This is a genomic window from Xanthobacter pollutisoli (assembly GCF_040044995.1).
GTDB lineage: Bacteria > Pseudomonadota > Alphaproteobacteria > Rhizobiales > Xanthobacteraceae > Xanthobacter.
This window is the reverse complement of record NZ_JBDZDP010000003.1, coordinates 349,326-365,437: the sequence shown is the minus strand read 5'-3', so window position 1 is coordinate 365,437 and position 16,112 is coordinate 349,326. Positions and strand designations below refer to the sequence as shown.

General features: G+C 68.9%; 16 protein-coding genes. 5 read left to right on the top strand and 11 right to left on the bottom strand.

The genetic code is table 11. The annotated features are described in order from the left end of the window. The first annotated feature begins 7 nt into the window (after positions 1-7). On the top strand, positions 8-1,045 hold the full coding sequence (gene trpS / locus ABLE93_RS10480; protein ID WP_348839728.1) for a tryptophan--tRNA ligase: 1,038 nt from the start codon (positions 8-10) through the stop codon (positions 1,043-1,045). 255 nt (positions 1,046-1,300) lie between these two features. Continuing rightward, the gene (gene ubiG / locus ABLE93_RS10475) at positions 1,301-2,044 is read left to right on the top strand and encodes a bifunctional 2-polyprenyl-6-hydroxyphenol methylase/3-demethylubiquinol 3-O-methyltransferase UbiG (protein WP_348839727.1); all 744 of its coding nucleotides are present in this window, start codon (positions 1,301-1,303) and stop codon (positions 2,042-2,044) included. 11 nt (positions 2,045-2,055) lie between these two features. On the opposite strand, the gene ABLE93_RS10470 is transcribed toward ubiG, so the two are convergent. The 5 genes from ABLE93_RS10470 to ABLE93_RS10450 form a co-directional block, all read right to left on the bottom strand. Beyond that, complete coding sequence (locus ABLE93_RS10470; protein WP_348839726.1) at positions 2,056-2,541, bottom strand: DUF1178 family protein; 486 nt, start codon at positions 2,539-2,541, stop codon at positions 2,056-2,058. Then, positions 2,538-3,476, bottom strand: a complete 939-nt coding sequence (locus tag ABLE93_RS10465) for a carbon-nitrogen hydrolase family protein (RefSeq protein WP_348839725.1) — start codon at positions 3,474-3,476, stop codon at positions 2,538-2,540. The genes ABLE93_RS10470 and ABLE93_RS10465 overlap by 4 nt, the downstream gene beginning before the upstream one ends. A gap of 180 nt (positions 3,477-3,656) precedes the next feature. After that, the gene (grxC, locus tag ABLE93_RS10460) at positions 3,657-3,911 is read right to left on the bottom strand and encodes a glutaredoxin 3 (protein ID WP_348839724.1); all 255 of its coding nucleotides are present in this window, start codon (positions 3,909-3,911) and stop codon (positions 3,657-3,659) included. A 63-nt stretch (positions 3,912-3,974) separates the two neighbouring features. Then, the gene (locus ABLE93_RS10455) at positions 3,975-4,742 is read right to left on the bottom strand and encodes a ComF family protein (RefSeq protein WP_510183006.1); all 768 of its coding nucleotides are present in this window, start codon (positions 4,740-4,742) and stop codon (positions 3,975-3,977) included. Positions 4,743-4,824: 82 nt separating this feature from the next. Beyond that, the gene (locus tag ABLE93_RS10450) at positions 4,825-7,395 is read right to left on the bottom strand and encodes a heavy metal translocating P-type ATPase (protein WP_348839722.1); all 2,571 of its coding nucleotides are present in this window, start codon (positions 7,393-7,395) and stop codon (positions 4,825-4,827) included. Between the two features lie 139 nt (positions 7,396-7,534). Here ABLE93_RS10450 and ABLE93_RS10445 point away from each other — a divergent pair, with 139 nt between their 5' ends. Next, a complete protein-coding gene (locus ABLE93_RS10445) occupies positions 7,535-7,810 on the top strand; it encodes a metal-sensitive transcriptional regulator (RefSeq protein ID WP_348839721.1) in 276 nt (91 codons plus the stop codon). A gap of 6 nt (positions 7,811-7,816) precedes the next feature. Here the strand turns inward: ABLE93_RS10445 and rsmD are convergent, their stop codons facing one another. After that, positions 7,817-8,368 carry a 16S rRNA (guanine(966)-N(2))-methyltransferase RsmD gene (rsmD, locus tag ABLE93_RS10440; protein ID WP_348839720.1) on the bottom strand — a complete coding sequence of 184 codons (552 nt, stop codon included), beginning with the start codon at positions 8,366-8,368 and terminating at the stop codon, positions 7,817-7,819. A gap of 18 nt (positions 8,369-8,386) precedes the next feature. Then, positions 8,387-10,408: a pseudouridine synthase gene (locus tag ABLE93_RS10435; RefSeq protein ID WP_348839719.1), complete on the bottom strand. Its 2,022-nt coding sequence runs from the start codon at positions 10,406-10,408 to the stop codon at positions 8,387-8,389. A gap of 65 nt (positions 10,409-10,473) precedes the next feature. Here ABLE93_RS10435 and ABLE93_RS10430 point away from each other — a divergent pair, with 65 nt between their 5' ends. Continuing rightward, positions 10,474-10,917, top strand: a complete 444-nt coding sequence (locus ABLE93_RS10430) for a nucleoside deaminase (protein ID WP_348839718.1) — start codon at positions 10,474-10,476, stop codon at positions 10,915-10,917. 20 nt (positions 10,918-10,937) lie between these two features. Here ABLE93_RS10430 and ABLE93_RS10425 read toward each other — a convergent pair whose 3' ends face one another. From ABLE93_RS10425 to ABLE93_RS10410, 4 genes are all read right to left on the bottom strand, one after another. Continuing rightward, on the bottom strand, positions 10,938-11,957 hold the full coding sequence (locus ABLE93_RS10425; RefSeq protein ID WP_348839717.1) for a glycoside hydrolase family 88/105 protein: 1,020 nt from the start codon (positions 11,955-11,957) through the stop codon (positions 10,938-10,940). Between the two features lie 539 nt (positions 11,958-12,496). Next, a complete protein-coding gene (locus tag ABLE93_RS10420) occupies positions 12,497-13,243 on the bottom strand; it encodes a carbonic anhydrase (protein WP_348839716.1) in 747 nt (248 codons plus the stop codon). A 165-nt stretch (positions 13,244-13,408) separates the two neighbouring features. Further along, the gene (locus tag ABLE93_RS10415) at positions 13,409-14,008 is read right to left on the bottom strand and encodes an NADPH-dependent F420 reductase (protein WP_348839715.1); all 600 of its coding nucleotides are present in this window, start codon (positions 14,006-14,008) and stop codon (positions 13,409-13,411) included. A 39-nt stretch (positions 14,009-14,047) separates the two neighbouring features. Further along, the gene (locus tag ABLE93_RS10410) at positions 14,048-14,782 is read right to left on the bottom strand and encodes an SDR family NAD(P)-dependent oxidoreductase (RefSeq protein WP_348839714.1); all 735 of its coding nucleotides are present in this window, start codon (positions 14,780-14,782) and stop codon (positions 14,048-14,050) included. A 274-nt stretch (positions 14,783-15,056) separates the two neighbouring features. Here ABLE93_RS10410 and ABLE93_RS10405 point away from each other — a divergent pair, with 274 nt between their 5' ends. Then, positions 15,057-15,953, top strand: coding sequence for a LysR family transcriptional regulator (locus ABLE93_RS10405; protein ID WP_348839713.1), 897 nt, complete (start codon positions 15,057-15,059; stop codon positions 15,951-15,953). Positions 15,954-16,112: the final 159 nt, after the last annotated feature.

Here is a 16,112-nt window from a genome sequence, read left to right as displayed (position 1 = left end):
TTCCGCCATGGCGGCGTTCGCAGAACGCGTGTTTTCCGGCGTGCAGCCCACGGGCAACCTGCACCTCGGCAATTATCTCGGCGCCATCAAGCGCTTCGTCGAGCTGCAGAAGAGCCACGAGTGCATCTATTGCGTGGTCGACCTCCACGCCATCACCGTCTGGCAGGACCCCGAGGAATTGAAGCGCCACACCCGGGAGGTGACGGCCGCCTTCATCGCCTGCGGCATCGATCCGAAGGCGCACATCGTGTTCAACCAGAGCCAGGTCTCCGGCCATGCGGAACTGGCGTGGATCTTCAATTGCGTCGCCCGCATGGGGTGGCTCAATCGCATGACCCAGTTCAAGGAGAAGGCCGGCAAGGACCGCGAGAACGCATCGGTGGGCCTCTTCGCCTATCCGAGCCTCATGGCGGCCGACATCCTGCTCTATCGCGCCACCCACGTGCCGGTGGGCGACGACCAAAAGCAGCATCTGGAGCTGACGCGCGACATCGCGCAGAAGTTCAATACCGACTTCGGTCCATCCATCGCCGCCACCGGTCACGGGGACGCCTATTTTCCCCTCACCGAGCCGCTGATCGCGGGGCCCGCTACGCGGGTGATGAGCCTGCGCGACGGGGCGAAGAAGATGTCGAAGTCGGACGCCTCCGACTTCTCCCGCATCAACCTCACTGACGATGCCGAAGCCATCGCAGGCAAGGTGCGCAAAGCCAAGACCGATCCAGAGCCGCTGCCGTCCGAGGAGGAGGGCCTGAAGGGCCGTCCGGAGGCGGACAATCTCGTGGGCATCTTCGCCGCGCTCGCCGACCGCACCAAGGCCGACGTGCTGAAGGACTACGGCGGCGGGCAATTCTCCGCCTTCAAGGGAGCGCTGGTGGAGCTCGCGGTGGAAAAGCTCGGCCCCATCGGGGGGGAGATGCAGCGCCTGATGGCGGACCCCGCGGCCATCGACGCCATCCTGATCGACGGTGCCGCCCGCGCCCGCGTCATCGCCGACCAGACCATCCGCGACGTGAAGGATATCGTCGGCATGGTGCGCGGCTGAGTGGCGGGATCGGTACCGGGCGGCGATGCAAGGTCCGCCGCCCGGCCGTCCTGCTCGGTCAGGGCATTGAGCAAGCCTTCAGACACTCCCCTAGGTTGCACGGTCCTCCTAGAGCCAGTTCGCATTCAAAACTGTGATCCAGTTGGAGGCCTGTGCGGTCTTAAACGGCGGGCTCGGCGCCTCTCCCGTGCGACGCCGCCAGCCTTGCCGGCTCCCCAGGGCTCGCCTAATGCTGGGCACGCAGAGGAGGCCGCCATGCCGCAGAGCCACGCCACCATCGACCCGGATGAGGTCGCCCGCTTCGATGCGCTGGGCGCGCAATGGTGGGACCCCAAGGGCAAGATGGCGCCGCTCCACGCCATGAATCCTGCCCGGCTCTCCTTCCTGCGCGATGCGCTGGTGCGCCATTTCCACCGTGACGCCAGCAGCCTGCGCCCGCTCAAGGGGCTGAGCCTTCTCGATATCGGCTGCGGCGGCGGGCTGCTCAGTGAGCCCCTCGCCCGTATGGGCGCGCAGGTGACGGGCATTGATCCGGCGCCGGGCAATGTGGAGATCGCCCGCGCCCATGCGGCCCAATCGGGCCTCGCCATCGACTATGAGGCGGTGGCAGCCGAGGCGCTGGCCGATCGCGGAGCGCGCTTCGACGTGGTGGTGGCGCTGGAGGTGGTGGAGCACGTGGCAGATGTGGGCCTGTTCGTGCGCACCGCCAGCGAACTGGTGGCGGAAGGCGGCGTTCTCGTGCTTTCCACCCTCAACCGCACCCCGAAGAGCTTCGCCCTCGCCATCGTCGGCGCGGAATACGTCCTGCGCTGGCTGCCGCGCGGGACGCACCATTGGGAGAAGTTCATAACCCCCGACGAGCTTGAGGCGACCCTTGCGCCCACCGGCTTCTGCGTGTGCGAGAAGGTGGGCATGGCCTACAACCCCCTCTCGGGGGAATTCCGCCTCAGCTCGGACCTGTCGGTGAACTACTTCATGGTCGCTGCGCGCGGCGGATAAGCCGTCGCGGCTCAGTTCCGCTCTTCGGGCAGCACCGGCACGGGGAAGACCTCCACCTCATCCTCCCGCAGCGCCTTCACCTCCTCGGGGGTGGCCTCGCCGTGGATGGGGCGGTGCTCCACCTCGCCGTCGTGCATCTTGCGCGCGAGATCGGCGAAGTCGTCGCCCACATAATCGGAATTGCGCAACATGTGCTCGCGCAGCTGGCGCATGAGGGCGCGCAGCTCCCCGTCAGGCCGGGCCATCATGGGAACCGGCGCGGGCTCCGCTGCACCGTCCGTCACGGCGGGTGCGTCGCCGGCCGGGGAAGAGGGCGGGGCGGGCGCACGATCGGTCCGGGCGACGGAGGGCGCCATCACGGCCTTCTCCACGCGGGTCGAGCCGCAGGCGGGACAGGTGACGAGGCCGCGCGCCTGCTGGGCATCGAAGCTCGCGGAAGAGGGAAACCAGCTCTCGAAGCCGTGGCCGGTCTCGCACTTGAGCGTGTAGCGGATCATGACGACGCCTTGACAACGTGGAGATGGCCGATCTGCCCCGGCTCGGCGATCTCGAAGCGTCGCCCGTTGGCGAGGGAGGGCACCCGCGCGCGGGCCGCCGCCACGTCCTTCATGTCGATTTCGGCGAGGATGACGCCGCGGTCGGTGCCACCCTCGGCGATGACGCGGCCCCAGGGGTCCACGACCAGAGAATGACCATAGGTCTCACGGCCGTTCTCGTGACGGCCCGCCTGGGCGGCCGCCAGCACGAAGGCGCCGTTCTCGATGGCACGGGCACGCAGCAGGATATGCCAGTGCGCCTCGCCGGTGGGGCGGGTGAAGGCCGACGGCACGGTGAGCACCTGCGCGCCGCCCTCCGCCAGGGCCCGGTAGAGGGAAGGAAAACGCAGGTCGTAGCAGATGGACATGCCGAGGCGGATGCCCTCCACATCCGCCAGCACCGCCCGCTCGCCGGCGCGGTAGGCGTTGGATTCGCGATAGCTCTCGCCGTTGCCGAGATCGACGTCGAACATGTGGATCTTGTCGTAGCGCGCGGTGATCTCGCCATCCGGCGCGATCAGGAAGCCGCGATTGACGGCGCGGGAGTCGGAAACCTTGAGGGCGAGGGAGCCGATGTGCAGCGTGATGCCGAGCTCGCGCGTCAGCTGCTGCAAGGCGGCAAGCGTGTTGTCGTCCGCCTCCTCCCGCAGCTGGCCGAACAGGACCTGCCGGTCCAGCTCCATGATGTTGGTGACTTCCGGCGTCTGGACATAGCGCGCGCCTTCACGGGCGGCCTCGCGCACCAGCGCGGCGGTGGCGTCGAGATTGGCCGTCGGGTCGCGGCCGCTGCGCAGCTGCACCAGGCCGACGCGCAGAATGCCAGTCGTGTTCGCCGCCGCGTCATCCTCGGGCTTGGCGGCCGAAGGCGGTCCTGCGGGAGAGGCTGCACGGGTCATGGGGCTCGTTCTTTCGCTGGCGCCGGAGCCGTCGCATCGCCGGGTCCCTGGAGGAGCACCCGGAACGGCAGCGCCCGGGACGGGAGCGCGTCCCGGGACATATGGGGGCTCGTCTCCAGTTTTGCACGCCTTCCAGGCGCGCGGCGAGGAATTGATGACGGGTCCGGCCGAAATCGCCCGTCAGGCCGCGAGCGAATCCAGGCGGCCAGCGTCTTCAAGAGCATAGAGGTCGTCGCACCCGCCCACATGGGTGTCGCCGATGAAGATCTGCGGCACGCTGGTGCGCCCGCCGGCGCGGCGGGTCATTTCCAGCTGGCCTTCCTTGTCCGTGGTCACGTCGATCTCGGTGAACGTCCAGCCTTTGCGCCGCAGCAATTCCTTGGCGGAATGGCAGTAAGGGCACCAGCTCTTGGTGTAGATTTCGATGGGCTTCATGATGTCACAATGGGAGTGGCGCGACGGCGGGGCACCGTCACGAAAGGGTCGCATCATAGGCAATCAGCGGAATTCGACAACCCGGGCAAACGTGAGCGCGTCGACCCCGGCGGCCCCTGCACGCCGCAGCGCTTGGGCGCAGGCGTCGAGCGTCGCACCCGTCGTGTAGACGTCATCCACCAGCAGGATGCGCCGGCCTTCAACCGCCAATGCTGCGCTGCGGGACACCTCGAAGGCTCCCGCCACATTGGCCCGCCGCTCCGCCTTGCCGAGCGCGGTCTGGGACGAGGTGCGGCGTCGGCGCAGCAGCAGGTCCGGCCGGTGCGGCCGGCCGGCGGCGCGCGCCACATGCCCACCCAGGAGTGCGGCCTGGTTGAACCGCCGGCGCCACAGCCGCACCGGATGGAGCGGAACCGGCACCACCACGCCGGCCGACGCCAGGATATCGCCACCCGCCTGCGCCATCAGCCGCGCCATGGGGGCGGCGAGATCGAGCCGGTCGGCGTATTTCAGCTTGTGGACAAGGTCACGCGCCACGGCCTCGAAGCACACCGCGGCACGGGCCCTGTCGAAGGCGGGCGGATCGTCCAGCGCCTCGGGCGAAACGCGCGGCCCATCCGACAGGCCGAGCGGGTCATGGGCGAAGGGCGCGCCGGTACGGTCGCAGAACGGCCGGCTGATGAAGGCGAGCTGGCCCCAGCACGGGCCGCACAGGCCGCCCGCGGCGCCGGTTATGCCGCCGCAGGCGATGCAGGTGGGCGGCAGGGCGAGGGAGAGCAGCGCTTCGCCCAGCGCCCGCACCCGCCCGAAGTGAAAGGCCATTCCCGCCATCGTCCGCCCCCCTGGGGGATGATCGGCGGCGCGCGCCAGCCTGTAAAGCCGCTGCGCGCCGCGATCCCGCTGCCGGGTCGCCTCAGCGCGGGTTGAAGGTGCGCAGCAGCAGGGCGTTGGCGATGACGCTCACGGAGGAGAGGGCCATCGCGGCCGCCGCCACCATGGGCGACAGCAGCAGGCCGAGGCTTGGATAGAGCACGCCGGCCGCAATGGGCACGCCCGCCGCATTGTAGAGGAAGGCGAATACGAGGTTCCGCCGGATGTTGGACATGGTAGCGCGCGACAGGGCACGGGCATGGGCGATGCCGGAGAGGTCGCCCTTCAGCAGGGTGATGCCGGCGCTTTCCATGGCGATGTCGGTGCCGGTGCCCATGGCGATGCCCACGTCCGCCACGGCGAGGGCCGGGGCATCGTTGACCCCGTCACCTGCCATGGCGACCACATGGCCTTCCTTGCGCAGGCGCTGCACCACCTCAGCCTTGTGGGCCGGCAGCACCTCGGCCTCCACCTCGGTGATGCCGAGGCGCTTGGCGACGGCGAGGGCGGTGGTGCGGTTGTCGCCGGTGAGCATCACCACGCGCACGCCGTCCCGTGCCAGGGACTTCAGCGCCGCCTCGGTGCTGTCCTTCACCGGATCGGCAACGGCGATGAGGCCCGCAGGAGCGCCATCCACCGCAACGAAGACGGCGGTCGCGCCATCCCGCCGGTAGCCTTCGGCGGCGGCGGTGTGATGGTCGGTGGGGATGCCGATCTCGCTCAGGAAGGCCGCATGGCCCACCGCGACGCGGCGGCCGTCAACGCGTCCGGTGATGCCCTTGCCCGCCGGGCTTTCCACTTCGCCCGGCTCAGCGAGGGCAAGGTCGCGGGCGGCGGCTTCCTTCACGATGGCGGAGGCGAGGGGATGCTCGCTGGCGCGCTCCAGGCTGGCGGCGAGGCGCAGGATCTCGTCGCGGTCGCGGCCGCCGAACGCCTCCACCGCGGTCACCTTGGGCTTGCCCACGGTGAGGGTGCCGGTCTTGTCGACCACCACCGCATCCACCTTTTCCATGCGCTCCAGCGCCTCGGCATTCTTCACCAGCACGCCGAGCTGGGCGCCGCGGCCCACTCCCACCATCACCGACATGGGCGTGGCGAGGCCGAGGGCGCAGGGACAGGCGATGATGAGCACGCTCACCGCCGCCATCAGCGCGAAGGTGAGGCGCGGCTCCGGACCCACCGCCATCCACACGGCGAACGCGATGAGCGCGCAGGCGAACACCAGCGGCACGAACCAGCCGGAGACCTTGTCCGCGAGGCGCTGGATGGGCGCGCGCGAGCGCTGGGCCTGCGCCACCATCTGCACGATCTGGGACAGCAGGGTGTCGCGCCCCACCTTTTCGGCTCGCAGGGTGAAGGCACCCGAGGAATTGACGGTGCCGCCGATGACGTTCTCACCCTTTTCCTTGCTCACCGGCAGCGACTCGCCGGTGACGAGGCTCTCATCCACCACGGCGCGGCCCTCGGCGACCGTGCCATCCACCGGCACTTTCTCGCCGGGGCGGACGCGCAACAGGTCGCCGGGGGCGACCAGCATGAGGTCGATCTCTTCGTCCGTGCCATCGGCGCGGATGCGCAACGCGGTCTTGGGCGCGAGCGAGAGCAGCGCCTTGATGGCGCCCGAGGTCTGGTCGCGGGCGCGCAGCTCCAGCACCTGACCGAGGGCCACCAGCACCGTGATGACGGCCGCCGCCTCGAAATAGACCGGCACGCCGCCCTCATGGGCGTGGAAGCCCTGCGGGAACAGGCCGGGCGCGAAGGTGCCGACGAGGGAGTAGAGATAGGCGACACCGGTGCCCAGCGCGATCAGCGTGAACATGTTGAGGTTGCGCGTCTTGAGCGAAAGCCAGCCGCGCTCGAAGAAGGGCTTGCCCACCCACAGCACCACCGGCGTCGCCAGGGCGAATTGAACGTAGTTCGAGATCTGCTGGGGCAAAAGGTGCAGGCCGAGAAGATGCTGGCCCATCTCCAGCACGAACACCGGGATGGTGAGCGCGAGGCCGATCCAGAATCGGCGGCTCATGTCCACCAGCTCTTCGTTGGGGCCGTCGTCGAGGGTGACGATCTCCGGCTCCAGCGCCATGCCGCAAATGGGGCAGATCCCCGGACCGATCTGGCGGATCTGCGGATCCATGGGGCAGGTGTAGATGGTGCCTTTCGGCACGTCCTGCGGCGGAGGCGGCGGCGCGGCGCCGCCCACATATCGCACCGGATCGGCCTTGAACTTGGTCTCGCAGGAGGAGGAGCAGAAAAAATAGGGCTTCTTCTCGTGCCGGGCGGAATATTTCGCCGTGCCCGGCGACACCATCATGCCGCACACCGGGTCCTTCACCGGCGCGAGATAGGTCTGCGGCGCCGCCTCGAACTTGGTCTTGCAGCCGTTCCCGCAGAAGAAATACGTCTTCCCTTCATGCGCCGTGCTGGGCTTGCCGGCGGCGGGGTCGGTCTTCACGTCCATGCCGCAGACCGGGTCCTTCACCGTCTCAGGCAGGGGCGATGCCGCATCGGGCGTCGCCGCCGGCGCAAGGTCCAGCGGGGGAGGAGTCTTGCCGCCGCAGCAATCGCCGCCGTGGGCGGCGTGGTCGTGCGAGGAATGGTCGTGCTCGTTTGCCATGGCGGCTCCGCGAATCCGGTTGCCAGCCATAGGCCGCCTGCGTCGGCGTAACCTTGCGCTGGCTCATATTCGGGGGGCGGTAAACCCCCTGGGGGTATGCCCCTTGTCCAATATACCCATAGGGGGTATATGGCAAGCCATGCGCAGCCCGACGAAAGAGCAAGTCCTGAAGCGCCTGAGCCGCATCGAGGGCCAGGTGCGCGGCCTCTCCCGCATGGTGGAGGAGGATCGCTACTGTATTGATATCATCACCCAGCTCTCGGCGGCGCGCGCGGCGCTGCGGCGGGTGGAGGAGGAGGTGCTGAAGGACCACGTGGGCCATTGCGTGGAGCACGCCATCCGCTCCGGCGACGCCGAGGACCAGCGGCGCAAGGTGGCGGAACTGATGGAAGTGATCGTACGCAGCGAGCGGTGAGGGGGCCTAAGCCCGCTCGATGAAGGTCAGCTCGCTCTCGTCATAGGCGCGCCGCTCGATCTCGCGGAAGCCCTCGGGCGGCACGAAGGCGCCGGTGCGCTCCTCCACCACCAGCAATGCATCGGTGCTAAGCCAGCCGCCGTCCAGCGCCGCCACGATTGCCTGCTCGGCGAGGCCCTTGCCATAGGGCGGATCGCAGAAGACGAGGCCGTATGGCTCGCCCGGCCCCATCGGGCCGAGGCGGGTGGCGTCGCGACGGAACACCTTGGTGACGCCGGTGAGGCCGAGGGCCTCCACATTGTCGCGGATGAGCCCGCGCGCCTCCGCCGCCTCCTCCACGAACAGCGTGAAGCGCGCGCCGCGGGACAGTGCCTCGATGCCCAGGGCGCCGGTGCCGGCGAAGAGGTCCAGCACGCGCGCGCCCTCGCAGGGGTCGCCATAGGCGTGGGCCAGCACGTTGAACAGGCTCTCCCGCAGCCGGTCCGACGTCGGGCGCGTGTGGCTCGACGCAGGCCCCTTCAGCGTGCGGCCCTTCAGCCGGCCGCCGACGATGCGCATGGCGTTGCCGGTTTCCGCTCAGCGCTTGCCGCGCGGGGCCTGCGGCTTGCCGCCGGGTTTCCCGCCCGGCTTCCCGCCGGCGCCTCCGGGCCGGCCGAAGGGCTTCCCGGCGGGCTTTCCGCCCGCCCGCCCGCCCGGCTTGCCACCGGGTTTACCCCCCGGTTTGCCCCCGAACCCGCCGGGACGCGGAGCGCCCTGACGTCCGGCGGGCCGCTCGGAATAGTCGCCACCGCGCCCTTCGGCCCCGGTACGGGCGCGGAACGGCCGGTCGCCCTGCGGACGCTCACCGCGTGCCGGCTTGTCGCTGAAACTGCGGCCGCGGCCGGCGGGACGCTCGTCAAAGCCGCCCTCCGGGCGGGGCCGCGCGCGCGGCGGGCGCTCGCCCTGCGGACGATCGCTCTGCGGACGATCGCTGCGAGGCCGCTCGCCGTGGGGACGCTCGCTCTTGAAGCGCGGGCCGTCGCTGCGCTCGCCGCGGGGGGGCTTGTCGCCGAGGCTGCGGCCGCGGGGGCGTTCCTCGGAGCCGCCACGGCCGTCGGGGCGCCCTTCGGGCCGGGGGCGCGAGCGGATCGGCCGGTCGCCCTGCGGACGCTCGCCGCCGAACCGCTGCTCGCCTTCCGCGCGGCGCGGGCCGCTGCGGCGGATGCCGCTATCCTCATTGTAGCTGCGACGCGGCGCGTCCCCGCGTCCGCCCGCCTCCTCGCGGTCGCGGAAGCGGCGCGGCCGCTCCTCGCCCTCGGAGCGGGTGGGACGGCGGCGGAAGTCCTCGCGGCCTTCCGCGTCGCGGCGCGGGCCGCGGGCATCGGCGCGGGCCGGCCGTTCCTTGCCCTCGGCGAAGCCCCTGCGCGGGGGGCGCGCCTCTTCGCCCCGGCGCGGTGGGCGCGCGTCCTCGCCTTTGCGCGGGGGGCGTCCTGCGCGGGCCGGAGCTTCACCGCGGGGGGCAACCACACGCTCGACCTTCACCGCGCGGCCCTTGCGATCGGCAACGGCGCCACGGCTTTCCACCTGATGCTCCTCGCTCATGCGGCGGCGCTGGCGGGGGCCGGCGGGACGGATCACGTCCTCCACCGGGGCGTCGAACTCCTCCACCCGGCGCGCGCTCCGGCGGGCCGGCACCTTGAGCCCACCGGCCTTGTCGGCGGCAGCCTGCTTGCGCCCGGCGGGGCGCAGCGGCACGCGGGGCGGCAGCTCGCCAATCTCGCGCTCCACCATCGGCCCGTCGAAATCGACGCCCGCGGCGGCGGCGATGTCGGCGCCGATCTGGTCGCGCAGGATGCGCGTGCGCACCTCCTCGATGCCGCCCTCGGGGATCTCGCCCAGCTGGAACGGGCCGTAGGAGACGCGGATCAGCCGGTTCACCTGCAGGCCGAGGGCGCCCAGCACGTTGCGGATTTCGCGATTCTTGCCTTCGCGCAGGGAGACGGTGATCCAGGCGTTGGCGCCCTGCACCCGGTCGAGCTCGGCCTCGATGGGACCGTACTCGACACCGTCCACCGTGATGCCCTTGAGCAGGCCGTCGAGATCGGCCTGGTTCACCTCGCCGTTGGCGCGCACGCGGTAGCGCCGCAGCCAGCCGGTTTCCGGCAGCTCCAGCACGCGGGCGAGGCCGCCGTCGTTGGTGAGCAGCAGAAGGCCCTCGGAATTGAGGTCCAGCCGACCGATGCTGACGAGGCGCGGCAGGCCTTCCGGCAGGATTTCGAAGAGGGTGGTGCGGCCCTCCGGGTCGCGGTTGGTGGTCACCACGCCCTTGGGCTTGTGGTAAATGAAGAGGCGGGTACGCTCCCGCTCGGGGAGCGCCTCGCCGTCCACGGTGATGGTGTCGGCCGGTGTCACGGTGACGGCGGGGCTGGTAAGCACCTCGCCGTTCACGGCGACGCGGCCGGCCTCGATCCATTCCTCGATCTCGCGGCGCGAGCCGAGGCCGGCGCGGGCGACCACCTTGGCGACGCGCTCGGCCTCCTTGGCTGGGGCGGCGGGAAGCTCGCGCTTCTGGCGGGGAACGCGGTTCTTGTCCTTGCGGGGCGGTGATGTGCGCGGCATGAGGGGGAGTTAGCACAGCGGGGGCGGCGCGGCGAGCGCGGCGATCATTGCGTCACAGGGGCACCATGTCCGGAACCTTCATGCAGATGGCGCTCAACGAGGCGCGCGCCGCCGCCGAACGCGGCGAGGTCCCCATCGGCGCCGTGCTGGTGCGGGGCTCGGAGGTGATCGCCCGCGACGGCAACCGCACCCGCGAGCTTAACGATCCCACCGCCCACGCCGAGGTGCTGGTCATCCGCGCCGGCGGTGCCCGGCTTTCCGCCGAGCGGCTTACGCAGTGCGATCTCTACGTGACGCTGGAGCCCTGCGCCATGTGCGCGGCGGCGGTTTCCTTCGCGCGCATCCGCCGGCTCTATTTCGGCGCGCCGGATCCCAAGGGCGGCGGCGTGGAGCACGGTCCGCGCTTCTTCTCCCAGCCCACATGCCACCACGCGCCGGAAGTCTATGGCGGTATCGCCGAGCGGCAGGCCGCCGAGGTGCTGCGCACTTTCTTTCAGGAGCGGCGGTAGCAGGGCGCGGTCCGTGGATCTCAGCGCCGGGGTGCCCCCGCGTCCAGATTGAGATCAGCGATGGCCGATGCGGCGAGCAGGAAGGCGCCCGCGCCGTAGGGGGTGGTGCTGGCTGCGGTGACCTCGCCCGGCTTTTCCGCCGGCTGCTGCACCCATCCAAGCCGGCCGTCCGCATTGACGGCGCTGGCGAGCGCGCTCCACCCCTTTCGCACCACCGGTTCGAACGTCACGCGGTCCAGCAGGCCATGACCGATCCCATAGGCGAGCGCGAAGGTGATGAGCCCCGTGCCGCTGGTTTCAGGTGAACCGGCGGGCCCGAGAAGGGAGGGGGACCAGAAGCCATCCGGATGCTGCAGGCCGGCGAGGCGCGTCGCCATGGCCCGGAACAGGCTTTCGATATCCGCCCGGTCCGGGTCGTCCTGCGGAAGACTGTTCAGCATGCGCGCGAGCCCGGCGATGACCCAGCCGTTGCCGCGCGCCCAGAAGATTTTCGGTCCCCCGTCCTCCGGCCGGCCGAAAAAGCGGTTGTCCCGATAGAATAGGTTTTCCTCGGGATCGAAAAGAAAAGCCTTCGTGGCCTTGAACTCGCTGATGGCGAAGTCGCGGTAGCGCGGATCCTTCGTCTGGCGCGACAGCTCGATCCAGACGGAGGGTCCCATGAAGATGGAATCCGCCCAGCACCAGCGATTGACACAGGGCCATTCGCCGGTCGCCTTGTCCTTGTACATGGCGAAATGGACGCGGGACGGGCTTGCGAGGACTTTGTCGAAGCTCGCCCGCAGCGGGCGAATCGCCATTTCGCCGGCGCCGTGCTGCGCGGCCCACAGATAGGTCATGCCCACGGAATAGTCGTCGGCCATGTAGGTGCGCTTGCCGGGCTGCCATTCGTTGCGGTTGCCGAGGTCGAAGATGGTGGCGCGCACCCACTCATCGTTTGTGCGGTCGGCCAGCCACGTCATGCCGAGCCAGAACGCCGCCTGCTGCCAGCTGCGCGGATTGCGCTCGTCGCTGCCGCGGACGGGAAGGAGGGAGCTCGGCATGTTCGCGACCTGCCAGCGCGCCACTTTCTGCGCCAGGGCAAGCACCGTATCGCGCGCCAAGGACGCCGGTGCGACCAAGATCTTCTCGCCGGCGGGGGCGGCCGATTGACTGGGGTCGGGCGAGCAGCCGGCGCCCGCCATCGCCAATAACGTCGAAATGAACAGGAAGAAGGGGAGCCGGGAAACTCGAGATTCAAAAGACATCATTGGCTATCCGGTGAGATAGACAGAAATACAATAATAATGCGAATAGAATGCCATAATACCGTCAGTTTGTCAATCTATATATAAAATAATCAGTCATAGCCCAGACACTCGCCCGGCCGGTTCTGTCGCGGCTGTCGGTCGACCGGTACCTTTCCGCGCGGTGCGGTCCAGAACTTGCTGCCGCAACTGGGCATAGGCGCTTTCCCCCGGGCGCTTGCGTAGCGCGCGGGGGAAAGCGTTGTCCGCGAATGATGGTGTCCGGCACCGCGCCACCCTGTCAGGCGACGCGGCGGGCAATGGCCTGGGGCGGAGGCGGGAAGGCCTGCTCCGGCCTACAGCAGCGCGACCTTGCCGGTGGCAACGTCGTAGCGGGCGGCAACGACCTTCAGGCGTCCCTCTTTGACGGCCGTGGCGATGAGGGGCGAGGCCTCGCGCAGAAGGGTCGCGTGGATCTTGGCGTTGGCGTCGATGGCGGCTTCGAAGTTGGAGCCGGCGGCATCCACGGCGGGCCGGATGGGAGCGTAGAGGGCGCTGATCTGGCCGGGGACCTCCTTGGCTTCCATGGAGGCCTTGACCGCGCCGCAGTTGGTGTGCCCCAGCACCATCAGAACGTTTACGCCGAGGACGGCGACGCCATACTCGAGACTGGCGGTGATCTCCGGCGTGGTGATGTTGCCGGCCACCCGGACAACGAAGAGCCGGCCGATGGTCTGGTCGAACACATACTCGACAGGAACGCGGGAATCCGCGCAGGAGAGCACCGCCGCAAAGGGTTGTTGGCGTTCGGCGGTCTTGGCCTTGAGGATGGACAGATCCTCGTTCAGAGACTGCAGGTCGCCGCTCATGAAGCGCTGGTTGCCGTCCATCAGGGCCTTCAGCGCGGCGTCCGGCGTCAGGGTGCTCTGGGCCGCCGCTGGCTGGGGACGCAGGGTCGCCGCGCCTGCCAGCGCAAAGGCGGTGCCGGCGACCGCGCTGCACAGGAAGCCGCGGCGGCCGAGGCCCCTGTCGGCTTCATCGCCCCCGGGCGACGCACAGCAGCTGCAGCCGGCGGCGTGGCCGGTCGTATCCTTGAGCTTCATGTTTTCCTCCCGAGTGGCTGCGCCTTGGTGGGCAGCACGCGTCTCCTCCGGTTCGAGGAAACACGGCCACGCTATCCCAGCTGCAGCTCGAGGGGGACATTTTTCCCGGCCGGCTGCCCGCACTCGCCATGGGGCGAGCGCCAGCAGCCGCGCCTCCTGTTCCGCTCATGCCTCGGTCTTGAACAGGTCCTGGAAGATGAGCGGGCCCCACACCCGGCCCCGCGCGTGCACCAGCGCGCCGCCTTCGTTGAGCCTCCCCAGCTTGACGGGTGCGAACCCCAGGGTCTTGGCGAGATCCGCAACGGAGGGGACGGCGTCCTCGTCGTCGCTCGCCAGGAAGACGACCCGGTGCCCGCCCGCTACCATCGGATCGGTGGCCAAGGTGGCGGCGACGAGATGGTTGAAGCCTTTCACGAACTTCGCGCCGGGAAACGACTTCGCGACGAAAGCTGAGGAGGGGAGTCCGTCCAGCTCCTCAGGCGGCAACTGGGCGTTCGTTGCGTCGATAATCGTCTTGCCGTCCCAGCTCGGCAGCGCCTTCGCCACCTCCCGGTGTTCTGCGAACGGCACCGCCAGGAAGATCGTGTCGGCCGTGAGCGCGTCCGCCAGCGATTTGGCGACGACCGTGGGCCCGATGGCTTGAGCCTGGGCCATCAGCGCCTCGGGCGGCCGGCGGCTTGCGACGGCGACCTCGATGTTTCTACGGGCGAAAGCCTGGGCGAGGGCCTGGCCGATCTTGCCGAAACCCACAATCGCATAAGTCATGATGCTCTCCCTTCAGTATTGATTGAGAAATCCCTCCGTTCAGATGGCGGACGTGCCTCCATCGACGTACAGTTCGACGCCATTCACGAAACTGGAGTCGTCCGAAGCAAGAAACAGCGCGACCGCCGCGATTTCTTCCACGCGCCCCATCTTTCCGCGCGGAACGAGGGACTCGAAATAGCGCTTCGTCTCCTCGTCGAAGATCTGCTCCTGAATAGGGGTGGCGATCTGGCCGGGACTCAGCACGTTGACCCGGATGTTGCGGCCCTTCAGCTCGTTGAGCCATCCGCGGGCGAAGGCGAGCAGCGTCGCCTTGCTCGCTGCATAAACGCTGAAACCGGGAAATCCTTTGATGGACGCAATCGAGCCGGTCATGAAGATCGACCCGCCGTAGTTGAACAGCGGCAACGCCTTCTGGACCGTGAACAGCGTGCCGCGGGCATTCAGGTTGAAGGCCGTATCGAAATGCTGCTCGGTGATCTCGCCCAGCGGGCGGGCCTCGCCCGTGCCGGCGCTCGCGTACAGGACATCGATGCTGCCCTTTTCCCGCTTCACCGTGTCGAACAGGCGGTCGAGGTCTTCGAGATTGGAGGCGTCGCCGCGCACGCCGGTCACGTTCCGACCGATCAGGCTGACGGCTTCGTCCAGCGTTTCCTGCCGCCGGCCCGTGATGAAGACGTAGGCGCCCTCTTCAACGAACCGGATGGCGCTCGCCAGCGCCATTCCGCTCGACCCGCCCGTGATGACTGCGACCTTGCCCTCAAGTTTTCCCATCTCGTCGTTCCTTTCAGCGCCATTTGGCGGAGAGCGAAGCCCCCGCGAGCCACGAAATGGGGCTGCAGTCTGTCGGCGTTGAGTGCCGAAGCGCGCACATCCGTGGTGCGAAATTCAACCGGATGGAGCAGGGTGGAAAAGCCGCGTCCAGGCGCCTGTGAGGAGAGAGAGCGGATAATTCTCACCCTTCGAGCGTGTGGCTGCGCCCCTGAGATCGCAATCGATGTGGTAGATACGCGCATTGAAACCGCTGCATGCGGTGCTGGATTGCACCATGATCGACTGGGACGACGTTCGCTATTTTCTCGCCGTCGCGCGCGCTGGCTCGGTGCGGGCGGCTGCCGAGCTGCTCGGAGTGAATCACTCGACCGTGCTCCGCCGCGTCGCCCAGCTGGAGGAGCGCCTCGGGGCGCACATGTTCGAGAAGCTGCCCTCGGGCTACCGCGTGACCGCTGCGGGAGAAGAGGTGCTGGAACTCGCCAGCCAGATGGAATCCGCGTCCCACCAGCTCGAGGCGCGTGTGCTGGGCCGCGATCAAAGCGTGCGCGGGCTGCTGCGGATCACGATCCCTCCGATCCTCGCCACGCACCTGGTCATGCCGGATCTGGCCGAGTTCGCGGCCCTGTATCGCGACATCGAGATGGAAGTCCTGTCGTCCAGCGGGCTGGCGAACCTGACCAATCGCGAAGCCGACGTTGCCATCCGCGTGGTCTACGACCGCAAGACCCTGCCGCTCAATCTGCACGGTTTGAAGGGACCGGAAGTATTTGGCGGCGTCTACATGTCCCGCGATCGCCTCGCGACGTGGCGGGCAGGCGCGCTGGAGCCCATCCGCTGGATCGTCATCAGCAAATACGGGATCCCGGACTGGGTCCGCGAGGGCGAGGTCCGTGCCACAGCCGCTCCGTTCCGGACCACGGACGGGGCGTCGCAGATCGTCGCGGTGCGCCAGGGGATCGGCATGACGACCCTGCCGTGCTTCATCGGCGATGCCGACCCGCTGCTGGCGAGGGTGCCGGGGACTGATCTGCACATGTACGGAACGCTCTGGCTTCTCACTCAGGGCGAGACGCGCAAGACCAAGCGCGTGCAGCTTTTCACCGACTACATATCCCGCAGGCTCGCCGCATACGCGCCGCTCCTTGCGGGACTTTCCGTCTCGGGAGGCTGATGCGCGGCGCTTCGGCCCCGGCCCGGTCTCGCCCCGGCCAAAGGGGAAGAACGAGAGCGCGCTACCGTGGGGAATGGTGCCATGCCATTGCACTGCACACAAAGCCGCGCCCAAGGGGAACCGGGACCGTAGTTCGCAGCTTCCTTCCTCAATGCCTCC

Coding starts and splice junctions, on each gene's coding strand:
- ABLE93_RS10470 (WP_348839726.1), bottom strand. CDS start 2,541: ATGATCCGCTACACGCTCAAGTGCGAGACCGGCCACGGCTTCGAGAGC.
- ABLE93_RS10430 (WP_348839718.1), top strand. CDS start 10,474: ATGTCCGGAACCTTCATGCAGATGGCGCTCAACGAGGCGCGCGCCGCC.
- trpS (WP_348839728.1), top strand. CDS start 8: ATGGCGGCGTTCGCAGAACGCGTGTTTTCCGGCGTGCAGCCCACGGGC.
- rsmD (WP_348839720.1), bottom strand. CDS start 8,368: ATGCGCATCGTCGGCGGCCGGCTGAAGGGCCGCACGCTGAAGGGGCCT.
- ABLE93_RS10405 (WP_348839713.1), top strand. CDS start 15,057: ATGATCGACTGGGACGACGTTCGCTATTTTCTCGCCGTCGCGCGCGCT.
- ABLE93_RS10425 (WP_348839717.1), bottom strand. CDS start 11,957: ATGCCGAGCTCCCTCCTTCCCGTCCGCGGCAGCGACGAGCGCAATCCG.
- ABLE93_RS10455 (WP_510183006.1), bottom strand. CDS start 4,742: ATGGCGGGAATGGCCTTTCACTTCGGGCGGGTGCGGGCGCTGGGCGAA.
- ABLE93_RS10410 (WP_348839714.1), bottom strand. CDS start 14,782: ATGGGAAAACTTGAGGGCAAGGTCGCAGTCATCACGGGCGGGTCGAGC.
- ABLE93_RS10450 (WP_348839722.1), bottom strand. CDS start 7,395: ATGGCAAACGAGCACGACCATTCCTCGCACGACCACGCCGCCCACGGC.
- ABLE93_RS10445 (WP_348839721.1), top strand. CDS start 7,535: ATGCGCAGCCCGACGAAAGAGCAAGTCCTGAAGCGCCTGAGCCGCATC.
- ubiG (WP_348839727.1), top strand. CDS start 1,301: ATGCCGCAGAGCCACGCCACCATCGACCCGGATGAGGTCGCCCGCTTC.
- ABLE93_RS10465 (WP_348839725.1), bottom strand. CDS start 3,476: ATGACCCGTGCAGCCTCTCCCGCAGGACCGCCTTCGGCCGCCAAGCCC.
- grxC (WP_348839724.1), bottom strand. CDS start 3,911: ATGAAGCCCATCGAAATCTACACCAAGAGCTGGTGCCCTTACTGCCAT.
- ABLE93_RS10420 (WP_348839716.1), bottom strand. CDS start 13,243: ATGAAGCTCAAGGATACGACCGGCCACGCCGCCGGCTGCAGCTGCTGT.
- ABLE93_RS10435 (WP_348839719.1), bottom strand. CDS start 10,408: ATGCCGCGCACATCACCGCCCCGCAAGGACAAGAACCGCGTTCCCCGC.
- ABLE93_RS10415 (WP_348839715.1), bottom strand. CDS start 14,008: ATGACTTATGCGATTGTGGGTTTCGGCAAGATCGGCCAGGCCCTCGCC.